The sequence below is a fragment of the Bradyrhizobium betae genome (genome assembly GCF_004123905.1).
In the GTDB taxonomy this organism is placed as follows: domain Bacteria; phylum Pseudomonadota; class Alphaproteobacteria; order Rhizobiales; family Xanthobacteraceae; genus Bradyrhizobium; species Bradyrhizobium betae_A.
In genome coordinates, this window is sequence record NZ_MZXW01000004.1 from 289,424 (window position 1) to 304,940 (window position 15,517).

Annotated in this window: 12 protein-coding genes and 1 pseudogene; 10 read left to right on the top strand and 3 right to left on the bottom strand. The window is 60.3% G+C overall.

Annotated features, from left to right (window positions below; all coding sequences use genetic code 11):
* Positions 1 to 34 precede the first annotated feature (34 nt).
* The 3 genes from B5V03_RS01495 to B5V03_RS01505 all read left to right on the top strand — a co-directional run bounded on the left by B5V03_RS01495 (position 35) and on the right by B5V03_RS01505 (position 3,230).
* Positions 35 to 1,102, top strand: a complete 1,068-nt coding sequence (locus B5V03_RS01495; protein ID WP_129267502.1) for a hypothetical protein — start codon at positions 35 to 37, stop codon at positions 1,100 to 1,102.
* A 147-nt stretch (positions 1,103 to 1,249) separates the two neighbouring features.
* A complete protein-coding gene (locus tag B5V03_RS01500) occupies positions 1,250 to 2,008 on the top strand; it encodes a hypothetical protein (RefSeq protein WP_206736104.1) in 759 nt (252 codons plus the stop codon).
* Positions 2,009 to 2,084: 76 nt separating this feature from the next.
* The gene (locus B5V03_RS01505) at positions 2,085 to 3,230 is read left to right on the top strand and encodes a DUF5677 domain-containing protein (protein WP_129267503.1); all 1,146 of its coding nucleotides are present in this window, start codon (positions 2,085 to 2,087) and stop codon (positions 3,228 to 3,230) included.
* Here the strand turns inward: B5V03_RS01505 and B5V03_RS01510 are convergent.
* Positions 3,223 to 4,395, bottom strand: a complete 1,173-nt coding sequence (locus B5V03_RS01510; RefSeq protein ID WP_129267504.1) for a hypothetical protein — start codon at positions 4,393 to 4,395, stop codon at positions 3,223 to 3,225. The genes B5V03_RS01505 and B5V03_RS01510 overlap by 8 nt on opposite strands.
* A 982-nt stretch (positions 4,396 to 5,377) precedes the next feature.
* Between B5V03_RS01510 and B5V03_RS01515 the strand changes: the two are divergent.
* Positions 5,378 to 5,823: pseudogene (locus tag B5V03_RS01515) on the top strand (SOS response-associated peptidase family protein); the annotation flags it as partial.
* 219 nt (positions 5,824 to 6,042) lie between these two features.
* Here B5V03_RS01515 and B5V03_RS41270 read toward each other — a convergent pair.
* Entirely contained in the window at positions 6,043 to 6,288 is a 246-nt protein-coding gene (locus tag B5V03_RS41270) for a hypothetical protein (protein ID WP_164987696.1), read from the bottom strand.
* A 410-nt stretch (positions 6,289 to 6,698) separates the two neighbouring features.
* Here B5V03_RS41270 and B5V03_RS01525 point away from each other — a divergent pair, with 410 nt between their 5' ends.
* From B5V03_RS01525 to B5V03_RS01550, 5 genes are all read left to right on the top strand, one after another.
* A complete protein-coding gene (locus tag B5V03_RS01525; protein ID WP_164987715.1) occupies positions 6,699 to 7,811 on the top strand; it encodes an IS110 family transposase in 1,113 nt (370 codons plus the stop codon).
* A gap of 547 nt (positions 7,812 to 8,358) precedes the next feature.
* Positions 8,359 to 10,395 carry a ParB/RepB/Spo0J family partition protein gene (locus tag B5V03_RS01530; RefSeq protein WP_129267506.1) on the top strand — a complete coding sequence of 679 codons (2,037 nt, stop codon included), beginning with the start codon at positions 8,359 to 8,361 and terminating at the stop codon, positions 10,393 to 10,395.
* Between the two features lie 799 nt (positions 10,396 to 11,194).
* Entirely contained in the window at positions 11,195 to 11,506 is a 312-nt protein-coding gene (locus tag B5V03_RS01540) for a DUF736 domain-containing protein (protein WP_100175901.1), read from the top strand.
* 224 nt (positions 11,507 to 11,730) lie between these two features.
* Positions 11,731 to 12,843, top strand: a complete 1,113-nt coding sequence (locus tag B5V03_RS01545) for an IS110 family transposase (RefSeq protein WP_164987715.1) — start codon at positions 11,731 to 11,733, stop codon at positions 12,841 to 12,843.
* Between the two features lie 539 nt (positions 12,844 to 13,382).
* Positions 13,383 to 14,579, top strand: a complete 1,197-nt coding sequence (locus tag B5V03_RS01550; protein WP_129267507.1) for a DUF932 domain-containing protein — start codon at positions 13,383 to 13,385, stop codon at positions 14,577 to 14,579.
* A 144-nt stretch (positions 14,580 to 14,723) separates the two neighbouring features.
* Here the strand turns inward: B5V03_RS01550 and B5V03_RS01555 are convergent, their stop codons facing one another.
* On the bottom strand, positions 14,724 to 14,951 hold the full coding sequence (locus tag B5V03_RS01555; RefSeq protein ID WP_129267508.1) for a helix-turn-helix domain-containing protein: 228 nt from the start codon (positions 14,949 to 14,951) through the stop codon (positions 14,724 to 14,726).
* 225 nt (positions 14,952 to 15,176) lie between these two features.
* On the opposite strand from B5V03_RS01555, the gene B5V03_RS42165 reads away from it, so the two are divergent.
* Positions 15,177 to 15,449, top strand: a complete 273-nt coding sequence (locus tag B5V03_RS42165; protein WP_129267679.1) for a DUF2285 domain-containing protein — start codon at positions 15,177 to 15,179, stop codon at positions 15,447 to 15,449.
* Positions 15,450 to 15,517: the final 68 nt, after the last annotated feature.

Here is a 15,517-nt window from a genome sequence, read left to right on the forward strand (position 1 = left end):
ATCTAACGCGTCTGACGTCGTGGAGAGACCTGAAATGAAATGGGGAGACAACCCCCGCGATTTCGATACTGCACTCGCTGTGTGGCCGAACTATCGCCCGCTGTTCGATAACTGGTTGATGCAGGAGCTGGTGGAGCAGGGCGACCAGGCTCCGATCTGGCGCGATCGCAGGGTGCCGGCCGAAGATGGACACGTGCGTGGCGACGTCTATCCCGATCGCGAAGCCGCAAGGTCAGCGACCGCCACTCTCAACCAGACGCTCCGCGACACGCTTGCAGCACGCGAGATGGATGCCACGAAGAAGCATTCGCTTCAGCTTAAAGTCGCGAAAAACCTGCAATCCAAAGAGCGTCTTCACGACGAAGAGGAGCTTATGCTGGCCGAAGCCCGGCGCCGGCACGCGAGCGATCCGCGGCCGGACCCATCGGCAATCGTGCTCTCGGCGGAGTCGGAGCCTTTCCGCCAAGAATTGAGCGATCAACTTTCCGACATGCCCTATCTGAGGGTCGTGATGGTCGGGCAGCCGGCTCGCCGCTGGCACCGTTCGATTCTCTTCCTCTCGCACGACAATATATGGTCCAAGCCTTACACGGCGGGTGAGCGATCCGCGGCAAAAGCGATGCGGGCACGGATCGCCAACGGTTTCGGCTGCAGCGCCGACGCCCATTGGGGAAAGACCAAAGCCAAGATCCGCCAGATCCTGCTGCCGCGGGCCAATCAGTTGCTGCAACTCGCGAGCGTGCAGCGAATGCTGGCGGAAGCATTGGCCAACGGCCAAAAGGTGCTGGTCTCGAACGGCATTGTCTTCTGGTACGAAGATGATGGCGGGGTCGGCTGGCAGGTCAAACACACCACCTCGACCAGGGACTCGGAGGGAAGCACTTTATGGAAGGAAGGCACGATCCGGTCGATCAATCACGGTCGATTGGTCATCTTGCCCTATATCAAGGACAGCGGCGAACAGGTGCGGGGGCACACCAGGAACGGACCGAATGACGGGAGGGCGAAGCCGCGGCATCCTGATCACTACGTGGATATCCCCTTCGCGCAACTCGACGGTGACCTCATGATCGGTCTGTTCGGCGAATTGCCTTACGAATAGCACCGATTGGCTCGAACAGCGAGTGCGTGGCTGCTTCTGGCATCAGTTGTGTGATGGGTACTGAATGAGACGATCAAACTGTCACCGAGCATACATTTCAGCGCGGTCTGATTTCCGAGGCGTTCTCGCAATGATTGGGATGGAAGCATGACGATCCCGTTTCAATGGAAGAACTGTTACGCAGATGTGGCGTCTTCGGGTTATGGACAAATCGCGCGAGCCTTCCTTAAGGAGGTTGTAGAGCCGTCCCTTAGCGCCTTGCAGGCTCAACTCGAATCTTGGTCGAGAAGCGATGATCCCGGGGCTCCCTTTGCGCAGTCCGATACAGAAGTGCTGTTGCACGCAACCACACTGGCGTTTTGCCTCGCGATCCAATCGATGTGGGAACGACAAGTTCGAACCTATCTTCGGGGATGCGCCGAGGAACTTAGGCCGGGAAGCGCTTTTGCAAAACGGGTGATGACCGAGCGATGGGAGGGAATCGACAGACTGTTTTATGATCTACGGGGAATCTCTCTAACGAAGTTTGAGGCTTACGGCGATCTCGACCTGCTTCAATTACTCGGCAATGCGTGTCGCCACGGAGACGGTCCATCGGCGCGGAAGCTGTGGGATCAACATCCGGATTTATGGCCGCAGCGGAAGCCATCGCCTTCGCTTTTTGATGATGACACGCCAGCCATGCCAGGACCACAATCAATCGACGCCATCGTTCTTTCCCAAGATCTCATCCGTCGCTTTGCGGATGCAATCGCATCCTTTTGGGATGATGCCGAGTATATCTATCTCGAAAGCATAGAGCAGAAACATGCCTCGGTTGAGGCCAAACTGGTAACGATGCGTCTGGCGCGTGCTACGCGAGATGTCGCAATGGCCAGCAATCTGTCATCAAATATCCGGACTTAAGGCTTCAGCATCGGAGTTTCGATTATGTGTTTCGTATGGATTTCTTGTGCTTTGGCAGTCGCGCAGGGTTGCGGACATGACTAATCTTGAAAAGACTTTTGAGGATATTTTGGTGCAAGCATTGTCTCGCAGCGACCTGACGGAGGATCAGATTGCTGCAATGCCAACGTTGGTGCTGAAGAGCTTCGCGCCGCACGCGGCTTCGGAAATGCTCAAGGGATTAAAGCGCGCTGCACCTAAGATGCTTCGCGAGCACAAGAAATCCGACGCAGGGTTTGAGCGCCGAAACTATCGGCGTTGGAAAAAGCCTCTCGATCTTCTCGAATTGCTTTGGAATATTTCCGAAGAGGTTGGCGGAAAATTTAATCAGACCGAGCGCCCTGCTGCGGTCGTCGCCAAGGATTATCAGTTCGAAGCCCTCGTTTCGCTCCATGCGCGCGCACTTCTCATCAGCCGTGAAGTGTTGTGTCTACTCTACGGCGGATACCCTGATGGAGCCCTGAGCCGTTGGCGCTCCTTGCACGAAATCGCCGTAACCGCTGTGTTTCTTCAAAAACATGATCAGGAGGTATCTCACCGATATCTCGCAAGCTTCCCGTTTGCGGCGCTCAATGCGGCCAAGCAGCTCAACGAGCACGCGGAACGCGCAAATATGACGCCTTTTTTAGAAGAAGAGTTAGCGGAGATGAAGCAACGCTGCGACGGGTTTGAGGCGCGTTTTGGAAAAGAAATGCACAACGAACGCGGCTGGGCTTCCCCGGCGCTCAAAAATCCTAAGCCGACATTTGCGCAACTTGAGAAAGCCGTCGCGCTCGATCACTGGCGCCCGCGCTATCGTTGGGCCTCCCAGCACACCCACGGCGGATATCGTCCAGCGCTCGCAATGCTGGGCACGGCGGAATCGACGCAGCCGGTGCATTTGGTTGGGCAGAGCAATTCGGGCTTTACGGACCCTATCCATATGACAGCGATCTCGCTGAATCAGGTAACCAGCTCGCTTCTGATCGTCCGCCCGACCGTGGACAACATCGTATTCCTGCAAATCATCAGCGATCTATCCGACGAATTAGGGGAAGTCGCCTTTGAGGTCGAAAAGCACAGCCTCAAAGAGGCGCAAGATAAGGTGAAGGTCACGAAGCGGGCTTTGCCGGTCGGGAAGGTTAAGAAGCACAACAAAAAGGATGTTTCCTCAAGGCGAACTCGGGGTGTACGCGTCACCTGAGGTGTTCCAAGATCACACGGGTGTTCTTCGCCTTTTCCACGCGGTGAATGATCCGTGGCAATTCTTGGGTTTTCTGTCGGGCAATTCGTAATCCTTCATGGGTCCGTTTATCTACAAAAGTGATATCGGCATACGGTGAGAGACAGGCGAGATGCACATCGATCAGATCGCTCCCTTTCCATTCGTCGGTTCGCGGCCGGAAACGTGCGAGTGCCGAACTGATAACGCCGGACGGAATCCGCTCTTCCTTGACGCGGGTTTTAAGTCCGTCCCACGGTAGCTGAAGAACCCGATTCAATCGCTTGAGCTTTCCACGAAATACCGCCCATTCGCCGACTTCACCAACCGTGGTCGTCGGTGTAATTTCCGTGGGCTCGACATCGCACGCCGCCAGGATTTGCAGGCCGGGATTTCCGCCGTCGGCGAGCGCGAGACCGCGGCGGCGAATGTCCGCCATGAAGGCGGCGGAAACACTGTCCGGGCTGGAAATCCGCTCGTCACCATGTTGGCGGATATCCTCGCTTAGGGCTGCCTCAAGGCGTGCGAGATTTCGCTGAATGTCGAGTGGCGCGTGCAGTTTTCCTTTGATTAACTCGACAACCTTCTTCGAGATTTTGGCGAAATCAGAACTCGTGATCGCAACGATGTTCCGGTGCTTTTCGGCCATCATCGTCAACTCAGCCTGAATGGCAGGCAAGTCGACCAAGAACGGGCGTACCGCTTCGGCACCTGACGTGAGCCGAAACATTTGCGTGGCAACTTCGTCTCGGATCGCCCGAGGCGTCGCGTTGGGCCGCTGAAAAGCGGCCAGCACTTCGCTTGCCTGGATATCAAATACCGACCCGGCAACACCTTCGCCAAGAATTGAGTTGATGACGCCCACCAGCGGCAGCGATTGGATGAAGGCTATGCGCTGCGCGACGACGTCGCTGTCGTTGTAAACCAGCAGTTCCTGAAAGTGGTGCATGCTAAGAACGAGGATATAACCACGCTCCTTGATAGCCTGCTCCAGGGCGGCGGCGCCCTGACGTATAGAAGCATCCTTGGACACTCGTTCGCGTGCGAGGTTGCCCAGATGTGAAGAATCGAGCGCGATGAATTGAGCGCGCCTTAGCGCGGTGGACTCCTGCGGACTGGACAACGGAGGTTCAGGCTCAGAAGCCATAGTTATGCCGCCTGAACGGTGGCCACAACGCGCTGGCTGGCGATGTGCATCATGCCGGGGCCGGAGGGAATGCGCGTTGTGACGCACTCGATCCGGTAATTCCGATTCTTCGATACGAACGGGTGAATCCAATCACGGTCGTCCCGGTAGAAAGTCCGAAGGGACGGGCGGTATTCGTCATGGGCGGCTCCCGGGAATGGCCCATGGAATCTGATTTGCGGGATTATCGCCAACAAATTTGCGATGGCGTTCTATGATGATTACCGCGATGGTCGTTGCGACGAAGAAATAAGTTATTCAATGTCAATGGCATTGGTGGTCAACTTATTCACAGCGTAAGCCATTGGGATTATATCAAAAATCGGTAAGCGGCAAAAAAGCAACTTACCAAGTGGTCAAAACCAAGCCTGAAGTTTTTCGGGTATAACGGTGGATAGCCGCCGAATCGGCGTGTCGCCTTGCAGAATCAGACCTTAGAAGGGTGGACGGACGACGCTGTAGGAGGCGTCGCCCGCCGCCTGGTGGGAGGTCGATGACTCTCCCGCCCTAACAGCGACCGTTGTCGCTTCCTCCAGGCACACTGTCAACCTGTTGCGCGATGCCGCTTCGCGCCTCGCTGGAGCTATGCCTGATGAAACGTGTCTACAAGCTGACCATCACTGAAGAGGTTGAGGAGACGAGGACGCCGTCAGTGTCGAAGGGCTTTCTCCGTCGCATGCTTTGGCCAATCACACGGATTGCAATTGCGATTGCAGCCTACTTCCACGGTGGCCACTAGGCCGCCGTGGTTGTCCTCTCGGCGAGATCGTTCGGGTGCAGTTTGGGTCCGGATAAACCAAGCGAAGCCTCGGTGAGTGCCGGCGCCGGAGGGGCGGGTCCTCAAGGCAGTTTGTGCCTACCTCGATCGACAGGAGCGCCTGGGCAAATGCTGGTAAGCATGCTGATCACGGTGAGCCGCCTCTATGCGCGCAGCCTCAGGTTTATCCGCAACACTACATCACCACACTGGCGGGGCTGGCTGAAGCCGGAGAGCCGCTGTCTGGTACCGTCCAACAGCTTCGCCGAATACGCGCTGGAGCCCAACCCGGCGACCGGCAAGAAAGACGTCGTGTGGTTCGCCCTGAACGACGACCGGCCGCTGTTCGCTTTCGGTGGACTTTGGACCGAGTTCAAAGTGATCGCGGAACCAAATCGAAGCCGATCCCCGGACCTCACCTTGTTTACGGCTTTCTGACCACCGCATCCAATGTGATCGTCGAACTGATCCATCCCAAGGCCATGCCGGTAATCCTGACGACCGACGAAGAACGCGACGTGTGGATGCGTGCGCCTTGGGACGAGGCGAAGGCCTTGCAGCGGCCATAGCCGGACGACGCGTTGGGAATCGTGGCGCCTGGCGCCGATAAGGAAGACCGTGCGGCGGCGTGAGTAAGTTGTGCGACAGGTGCGGCTGCGCTCACGCCATAGCTTCAAATAAATCGTGATCGTGGGCGCGTCCGCATTCGCGGACCAGGCTCTCGTGAACCGCGCCGCAAGAGCGTCGCGGCCATGCGGCATCGATCCTTCGCGCAAGAGCAGATCAAGCCCACCGGGCAGAAACGAAAAACCGGACCTTTATGCAGTAGCCACCTGCACAAAGGTCCGGCCTTATCTTGCCTTGCCGCGATACTGAACGGCTGCAAAGGACACTTCATATCCTTTGGGAGAGGTTTCGCTTTGCGTCCGAGGTGCAACCCGGCGGCGCGATCTCTCAGTCGTGGATGCGACTACTTCTTTTTCTTTGAAGTCTTCTTTGCTACCTTCTTGCTGGCTGCCTTCGCGGTCTTCTTTGCCTTCTTCGCTTTCTTGGCCATGTCGTCCTCTTTTAAAAAGTGGCTCAGTGAACGTGCACACGCCGTGTATCGACGTGCACAACATTGAGACGATATCACAAATGCAAAATTGATACCAACGAGTCGTGACGTCGCTCTTGAGTCGCTCGCCGGAGGCACTCGCTCGCGGGCCCCGCCGTCATTGCATGCCGGCGTCGCTATCACTGTCCCGCGTTCGGGTGCCTTGTTAACCGGTCTCGCGACTGCAGTCGGTCCCGCGTCCCGCCGCGTTCCGCGTCGGCGCTATGCTGACGCTCCTGCGGCTGCCTTTTTCTCCCGGGCATGGCTTGCGCCAACCAACAGGTCTCTTCCTTTCGCAGGAAAGCTAAGTCCGTATGTCCTTTGGGTGCCCGGTGACGACCGGCGCTCGATCTCTCACAATCGAGATGCCGCACCGCATGGGTGCGTGGTGTCTCGATATGCGGAGGGATCATGCAGAAGACACTCTATGTCGGCCTCGACGTTCACAAGGCGAGCATTTCCGTCACCACAGCCGAGGAAGGACGGGATGGCGAAGTCCGTTTCATCGGCACCATTCCCAACACGCCGACGGATGTTGCCAAACTCGCCAAGCGACTGGCCAATGAGGACCGTCGCTTGGAGTTCTGTTACGAGGCCGGCGGATGCGGCTATGGCATCTACCGACAACTTGTTGATCTTGGCCACGGCTGCACGGTGGCGGCGCCGACACTGATTGCTCGCAAACCGGGCGATCGGATCAAGACAGATCGGAGGGATTCCCAGAAGCTCGCCCTGCAGCATCGCTTCGGCGACCTGACGGCGGTCTGGGTTCCTGATCCGGTACACGAGGCGATCCGCGATCTCGTCCGCGCCCGCATGGATGCCGTCATGCAGCTGATGCGTGCTCGCCAGCAGTGTCTCGCCTTCCTGCTCCGTCGTGGCCGGAGCTACGGCCCAGGTAAGAAGAACTGGACTCTGCGTCACCGGCGCTGGCTCGCGACGCAAGCATTCGAGCAAACCACCCACCAGATTGTCTTCCAGGATTATGTTGAAGCGGTGTGGGCCGCCCAGGATCGGCGCGATCAGCTCGAAGCGCGGATATCGGCGATGTTGTCAGACTGGTCGATGGCGCCGTTGGTTGAGGCACTGCGGACCGTCCGCGGTATCGACCTCATCTCTTCCGTGATCTTCGTCGCGGCGGTAGGCGACCTCGGCCGCTTCGAGTCTCCTCGCCAGCTCATGGCCTATCTCGGCCTGGTGCCGTCCGAGCAATCGAGCGGCAGTCGCATCCGGCGCGGCGGGATCACTCGGGCCGGCAATAGCGAGGCGCGCCGCATGCTGGTGGAAGCAGCCTGGAGCTATCGCTATCAGCCGCGCGTCTCGTCGGGCAAGACCGACATTGTGGGGCATCAACCAAAGCCAGTGCGGGACATTGCATGGAAGGCGCAGGTCCGTCTCTGCAGCCGCTATCGCAAGCTCGCCGCCGCGGGCAAGAAGCCCACGGTAGTGATCACCGCGATCGCCCGCGAACTCAGCGGCTTTGTTTGGGCGATCGGTCACGCCGTGAGGTCTGGGGTGCCGTAGGCGTAAATCCGCCGACCTGTTCGGCCGGGGGCGGAGCGCAAGGTCAGGCAATCCTCGAGAGCCCAGTGGGCCGGTTCAATCCGATGCCCGTGCTAAGTCAGAGGCAGGCCGCGACGAAAAGCGTTCATGCGGTATCCAACCCGCGAATGGAAGATTGATCGACCGTCGCCATCGGCGCTTCGCCCCCGACCCAACAGGAAAAGAAGACTTCTCTGTCGCCGTGCCTTCGGCACGGCGAGGGTTCTCGCACATCTTTTTACTTGCAAAAGGACATGGAATGGGCTCCGCCCCTCGCGCGCACCAGGGTGAAGCGCCGGCAAACGCCGGCGCCGACCCGAGCGGTATCCCCGGTCTTCCGCGCTTCCGCACATCCCGAATCTTCGCTGCCAGTCATGCGCTTGTGCAGACCCGCTCTTCGAGCGGCCCCTAAGGGCGGGCGATCCCCCTCCACTCGGGTCGCCCTGGCACTTGCTACCCCCGGTCTCGCCGACGGGCAGGGGCGCAGGCGCAGGTGCGCTCTGCGCCCTTAACCCAAAGGAGATCAATCATGTCGGCCAAGCACGCAGAAACCATTGTGGAGAGCGGGACGGAGGTTTTCATCCCGCTCAACAAGCTCAAGAAGTCCCCGAAGAACGCCCGCAAGACGCCGCATAGCGAGGCGGCGATCGAAGCCTATGCGGCGAGCATCGCCGCGAAGGGCATTTTGCAAAATCTGGTCGTCGAACCGGAATTGGACGGCGATGGTGCCGCTACCGGCTTCTATTCCGTCACCATCGGCGAGGGCAGGCGGCTTGCCCAGCTTCTGCGGGTGAAGCGCAAGGAGATCAAGAAGACCGAGCCGATCCGCTGTATCGTCGATACGGCGAACGACCCGCACGAGATCAGCCTTGACGAAAACGTCACCCGGGAAAACATGCATCCCGCCGACCAGTTCGAGGCGTTCAAGAAGCTCGCCGACGAACGCGGTTTCGGCGCGGAGGAGATTGCGGCCCGGTTCGGCGTCACGCCTCACGTGGTGCGGCAGCGGCTGCGCTTGGGTGCGGTCTCGCCCAAACTGATGGAAATCTATCGCAATGGCGATCTGGCGCTTGACCAGTTGATGGCCTTTGCGATCACCGAGGACCATGCCCGGCAGGAAGCCGCGTTCGAGCGGCTGTCCTATAACCGGGACGCCAGCACGATCCGCCGCTTGCTCACCGAAACCAACGTCGCCGCCACGGATCGCCGCGCGATCTTTGTCGGCGCAGAAAAGTATACGGAGGTTGGCGGTACGATCCTCCGCGACCTCTTTACCGAGGATCGCGGCGGCTATTTCGAGGACGTGGCGCTTCTCGATATGCTGGTCTTGGCGAAACTCGGGCGGGAGGCCAACGCCCTGATGGAGGCCGAGGGGTGGAAATGGGCGCAAGTCTTCCTCGACTACCCCCACAGCCATGGTCTACGCCGAACATATCCGCAGCCGGTTGAGCTATCGGCGGAGGATCAAGCTGCCCTGGATGCCGCACAGTCCGAATTCAACGGCCTGACGGCGCAATATGAAAGCGCCGAAGAACTGCCTGACGAGGTCGATGCGCGTTTCGGCGAGCTTGAGGCCGAGATCGAGCGGCTTGAGGCGAAGCGCGTGGCCTACGACCCCGCCGACATCGCCCGATGCGGGGCCTTCGTCATCCTCGGCCATGATGGGGCGTTGCGGGTTGAACGCGGTTTTATACTGGCCGAGGACGAGAAACCGCAGCCGGAAATGCAGAATGGGAGCGACGAAGGGGAGGTCGGTGACACTGCCAGTGACGACGGAGGAACCGGCCCGAACCACGAGCCGGGTCGTGAGACCTTGGATGCGGAGGATGAGAACGACGATCACAAGCCGCTATCGGATATCCTGATCCGCGATCTCACGGCGCATCGTACCCTTGGGCTTCGCCTCGCCTTGGGTGAGCACCCGGAAGTCGCCGTCGTTGCCGTCACCCATGCGTTCGCTGCGCAAATCTTCTATCGCGGTGCGGACGCGCACGTTCTCGATATCCGTCCGGTCAGTACGGTGCTGGCCTCCCATGCGGATGGTATCGAGGACACCAAAGCGGGGAAGGCGTGGGCGGATCGTCACGCGCGTTGGGCGGCGCAGATGCCGCGCGACGCGGCCGACCTGTGGGCTTTTGTCGTGGAATTGGACCACGACAGCCGCATGGCGCTGTTTGCGCATTGCGTTGCGCTCACGGTCAATGCGGTGAGACTGCCATCGGAGCGTAGACCCCGCGCGGTGGCGACGGCGGACAGGCTGGCGGAGGCCGTGTCGCTCGACATGACCGCGCATTGGACGCCGACCGTGCGGACCTATTTGGGGCGTGTCACCAAGATGCATATTCTTGCCGCCGTGCGGGAAGGTCTCAGCGAAGAAGCCGCTGGTCGGATGGCGGATATGAAGAAGCAGGACATGGCGGAAGCCGCCGAGCAGTTGTTGGTCGGAACCGGCTGGCTGCCGGTGCTGATGCGGACGCCGCGAGCCGGCCAAGAGCCTGCCGAACACCCGCAGGCGGATTCCGTCACGGAAGCTAACCCTGACGCATACTCTGTCGCCGCCGAGTAAACGACATGGCCGGGACCGCTCGCGCGGTCCCGGCTTGTCATGGTGCGACCTTCGAAGTTTCTGGCCGCGCGCCATCGGGCGCGCGGCAAATCTCATGATGCTCAAGCCGTCGACCGGGTGCATTCTTCAAGGAAAGCTAGACGCTTTTTGGCTTGAAGCCAGTGGGGAAGGGCATGCTGTGGTCAGCGCCCGTTAACCCCGCTTCCGAAGAGTTGGGGCGTCGATCCGGTTGGATCAGTCGCCGTTACGGCGGGACCAGATCAGCGTGAAGCTGTCGCCATTCCCTTTCACCAGCGAGGCGTAGATCGGGGCGGACCTATCGGCCATCTGTGACATCGAGATCGCAAATTGGTTTCAGCGGGTCTTAAGTCGAGGGCGGCGCGATCGGCAGCGCCGCGATGCGAAATCATGCGCCATCGTTCGCCAGGTCGCGCCTTCGTCTTCGTGGATGCGCGGACACACGTCTTAATCCGATCGGTGATTCCTGTCCTTGTGCGGCGACGATGATGGCAGTCATGGTGATCTCCATCAGTCTGTTTGACGGGCGCGTCCCACGCAACCTCGAATGGACGGATCAGGCCCGAGGGGGCGGCTTCGCCTCGATCGCCTTCCCGCAACGGCTCCGCCGGCTTTTTTCCCCTGCCGCGAAGTGGCGGCATTCCTCGCGAGGCAAAAAAGCCGTCTACCGCCGTCCTCCGCTGCGCTGCGGGCTTGACGGCTGCGGGCCGATCGCTCCCCGGGCCAAGGACCGCCATCGAGGCTGCGATGGTCGCGGCCCGAAAACAGAACGGAGACCACCATGGCTACCATCGGAACCTTCACCGCAGCGGACAACGGCTACACCGGATCGGTCAAGACGCTCACGCTCAACGTCAAGGCGAAGTTCGTCGCGACCGAGAAGGACAACGACAAGGCTCCCGACTATCGCATCTTCGCCGGCGCCACCGAATTCGGCGCCGCCTGGAAGAAAACCGCGCGGGAGACCGATCGCGAATATCTCTCGGTCAAGCTCGACGATCCGAGCTTCCCGGCTCCGATCTACGCCTCGCTGGTGAAGGGGGAGGGCGACGACAGCTTCACGCTGATCTGGTCCCGCCGCAACGGCGACTGATCCAAGGGGATCGACGCACCCCGCCTCTTCGGAGGCGGGGTTTTTTCTGTGCTCATGACCACAACGGCGCAGAAAGAGGGGGAGAAGGCCCTCGGCCTCCTTGTTGCTAGAGGATTGCTAAGTCCGTATGTCCTTTGGGTGCCCGGTGACGACCGGCGCTCGATCTCTCACAATCGAGATGCCGCACCGCATGGGTGCGTGGTGTCTCGATATGCGGAGGGATCATGCAGAAGACACTCTATGTCGGCCTCGACGTTCACAAGGCGAGCATTTCCGTCACCACAGCCGAGGAAGGACGGGATGGCGAAGTCCGTTTCATCGGCACCATTCCCAACACGCCGACGGATGTTGCCAAACTCGCCAAGCGACTGGCCAATGAGGACCGTCGCTTGGAGTTCTGTTACGAGGCCGGCGGATGCGGCTATGGCATCTACCGACAACTTGTTGATCTTGGCCACGGCTGCACGGTGGCGGCGCCGACACTGATTGCTCGCAAACCGGGCGATCGGATCAAGACAGATCGGAGGGATTCCCAGAAGCTCGCCCTGCAGCATCGCTTCGGCGACCTGACGGCGGTCTGGGTTCCTGATCCGGTACACGAGGCGATCCGCGATCTCGTCCGCGCCCGCATGGATGCCGTCATGCAGCTGATGCGTGCTCGCCAGCAGTGTCTCGCCTTCCTGCTCCGTCGTGGCCGGAGCTACGGCCCAGGTAAGAAGAACTGGACTCTGCGTCACCGGCGCTGGCTCGCGACGCAAGCATTCGAGCAAACCACCCACCAGATTGTCTTCCAGGATTATGTTGAAGCGGTGTGGGCCGCCCAGGATCGGCGCGATCAGCTCGAAGCGCGGATATCGGCGATGTTGTCAGACTGGTCGATGGCGCCGTTGGTTGAGGCACTGCGGACCGTCCGCGGTATCGACCTCATCTCTTCCGTGATCTTCGTCGCGGCGGTAGGCGACCTCGGCCGCTTCGAGTCTCCTCGCCAGCTCATGGCCTATCTCGGCCTGGTGCCGTCCGAGCAATCGAGCGGCAGTCGCATCCGGCGCGGCGGGATCACTCGGGCCGGCAATAGCGAGGCGCGCCGCATGCTGGTGGAAGCAGCCTGGAGCTATCGCTATCAGCCGCGCGTCTCGTCGGGCAAGACCGACATTGTGGGGCATCAACCAAAGCCAGTGCGGGACATTGCATGGAAGGCGCAGGTCCGTCTCTGCAGCCGCTATCGCAAGCTCGCCGCCGCGGGCAAGAAGCCCACGGTAGTGATCACCGCGATCGCCCGCGAACTCAGCGGCTTTGTTTGGGCGATCGGTCACGCCGTGAGGTCTGGGGTGCCGTAGGCGTAAATCCGCCGACCTGTTCGGCCGGGGGCGGAGCGCAAGGTCAGGCAATCCTCGAGAGCCCAGTGGGCCGGTTCAATCCGATGCCCGTGCTAAGTCAGAGGCAGGCCGCGACGAAAAGCGTTCATGCGGTATCCAACCCGCGAATGGAAGATTGATCGACCGTCGCCATCGGCGCTTCGCCCCCGACCCAACAGGAAAAGAAGACTTCTCTGTCGCCGTGCCTTCGGCACGGCGAGGGTTCTCGCACATCTTTTTACTTGCAAAAGGACATGGAAGGGCTCCGCCCTCGCGCGCGCAAGGGTGAAGCGCCGAAGCCGGCGCCGGCCGGAGTGGTTTCCCCGGTCTTCCGCGCCGTCGCAGAATTTACATGAAGACATGAGCGCCAGGCGCGTGCAGACGCGCGCGTACCGCGCGCCCCTTGGGCGGGTGATCCCCCTCCACTCCGGCCGCCCTTGCCCTTGCTACCCCGGTCTCGCCGACGGGCAGGGTTGCAGCGCAGCGCTGCGCTTTAACCCAGCCCCAAAGGAGAATGATTCATGACCATGATGAACCTGACCCAGAACGAGCGGCCTGTTTCCGGCAGCTTTCGCGTCGATGTTTCGCGCGGCGAGCGTGTTGGCCGTGTATCGTCGGAATGGTTTTCGCGGCCGGACGACGAGCGATATCTGAACTTGCCTGAGTTATACGATGCTGTCCGCGGCCGCGCCGAGCATGCGCAAGCGCGGACGGTGGAGAGCCGGGCCATCAGGGTGGAGGCCAGCCGCGACAATGTCGAGCGGCTGGCCTTGATCGTGCCCGGACGTGCCGAGCCGGTGGCCCCGACCCATTGGAGTTTTGGGCAGTTGTGCGCCCTTGTCGGGGCGCCAACATCGTATCTGCGGCAACTCCCGGCAACGCTGTCAGGTATCAATCTGCAACATGGTTTGTTGTCGCATCGCGCCGAGCTTGTGAAGACCTTGGAAGCCGATAGCGGCCGTGTCGAGCTTCGCGCGGTCACCGGCCCGGACTACGGCCGTATCTGGGACCATGAGCTTGTTGCCGCCGTGATGAAGATTGCAGGCAACGGCACGGGCGATACGCGGTGGAAGGTGCCGGGCGTGCTGGATTGGGCCACGATGACCCACAATCCATTCGTGGACGTCACGAAGGACACCACCACGCTCTACGCCAGCGACCGGGATGTGTTCCTGTTTCTGGTCGACGATACCAACCCGATAGAGGCGGGGCGCTTGGCGGACGGATCGCCGGATTTGTATTTCCGGGGATTTTACTGCTGGAACAGCGAGGTTGGCAGCAAGACGCTGGGCATCGCAAGCTTCTACCTCCGCGCCGTCTGCATGAACCGCAACCTGTGGGGCGTCGAGAATTTCGAGGAGATCACGATCCGGCATTCCAAATTCGCAGGGCAACGTTTCGCGCATGAGGCCGCCCCAGCGCTGACGAGCTTTGCCAATTCCTCACCCGCGCCATTCGTGGCCGGTATCAAGGCCGCACGGGAGCGGATCGTTGCCCGCACGGACGAGGATCGGGAAACCTTCCTGCGAAAGAGCGGGTTTTCCAAATCAGAGACGACGAAGGTTATCGAGACCGTTCTAGGCGAGGAAAACCGCAAGCCTGAAAGCATCTTTGATTTTGTGCAGGGGATTACGGCGCTGGCCCGCATCAAATCGCATCAGGACGCGAGGCTTGAACTGGAGGGGAAGGCAAAGCGCTTGATGGAACGCGCGATCTGAGAGGCGAGCCGCGCAATCGGGCTCGGTTGCGCGGCTACTTCCCCGGTAGCCTATGCATCGCCGCCGGTCCGGCAAGCCGGACCGGCGGCGATGACGCGTGTCCGCGTCCGGCGCTCGCCGGGCCTTCGGCCCGGCTCGCGAAGATCAGGATCGAATCTTAGACGCTTTTTCGTCAAGCAAGTCTGCAGGCCGCACCTCCAGGGCTTGGGCAATCTGCCAGATCGTAAGCAGGGTCGCGTTTTGCAGCCCTCTTTCCATGCTGCTTATGAAGGCCCTGTCGACTCCCATCCGTTCCGCAACCGCCTCTTGGCTCAAGCCAAGGGCCAGCCGGAATCGTCGTGCGTTTCCTCCAAAGACCTTGCGAATATCCATCCGCAGGATAGGAGGCAATCGCGTATTTTGGCGCTACGTGTTATAATACGCGGACGCGCCGCCCCGGTTGTGATCGCGAATGGAGATTCGATTGCTGAAATGTAGTGAAAAGGGTGCCCGGGCGGTTCTTGGTGGCATGCCATATGCTACGATCGCAAGCTATGCGAGGTGGCTGGATGCATGCGCCTCAATTTTTATTTCGATTGTTCGTACGGCGTAGGGCCGATGTCAAAACTACCGCTTGATCCTGACGTCGCGGATGTCGCGCCAACTGATTCGGCGCTCACGCCCTATGACAACCAGCACATCGTAACGTACGCGCGCCTTCTGCAAGCTGAGAGCGAGGGGGCCGATTGGCGTGAAGTCGCGCGAATAGTCTTGCACATCGATCCTGACCACGAACCCGACCGTGCACAGAATGCATACCTGAGTCACCTTGCGCGCGCTAAGTGGGTTACCGGGCAGGGCCGTCTTTTGCGCGGTGCTGGCTCGAATTAGAAGAAAGCTGCCGACGATATTTCCGCCGCGAACACAATTTTCTCCAGCAGAGTGGTGGTCATCCCCGG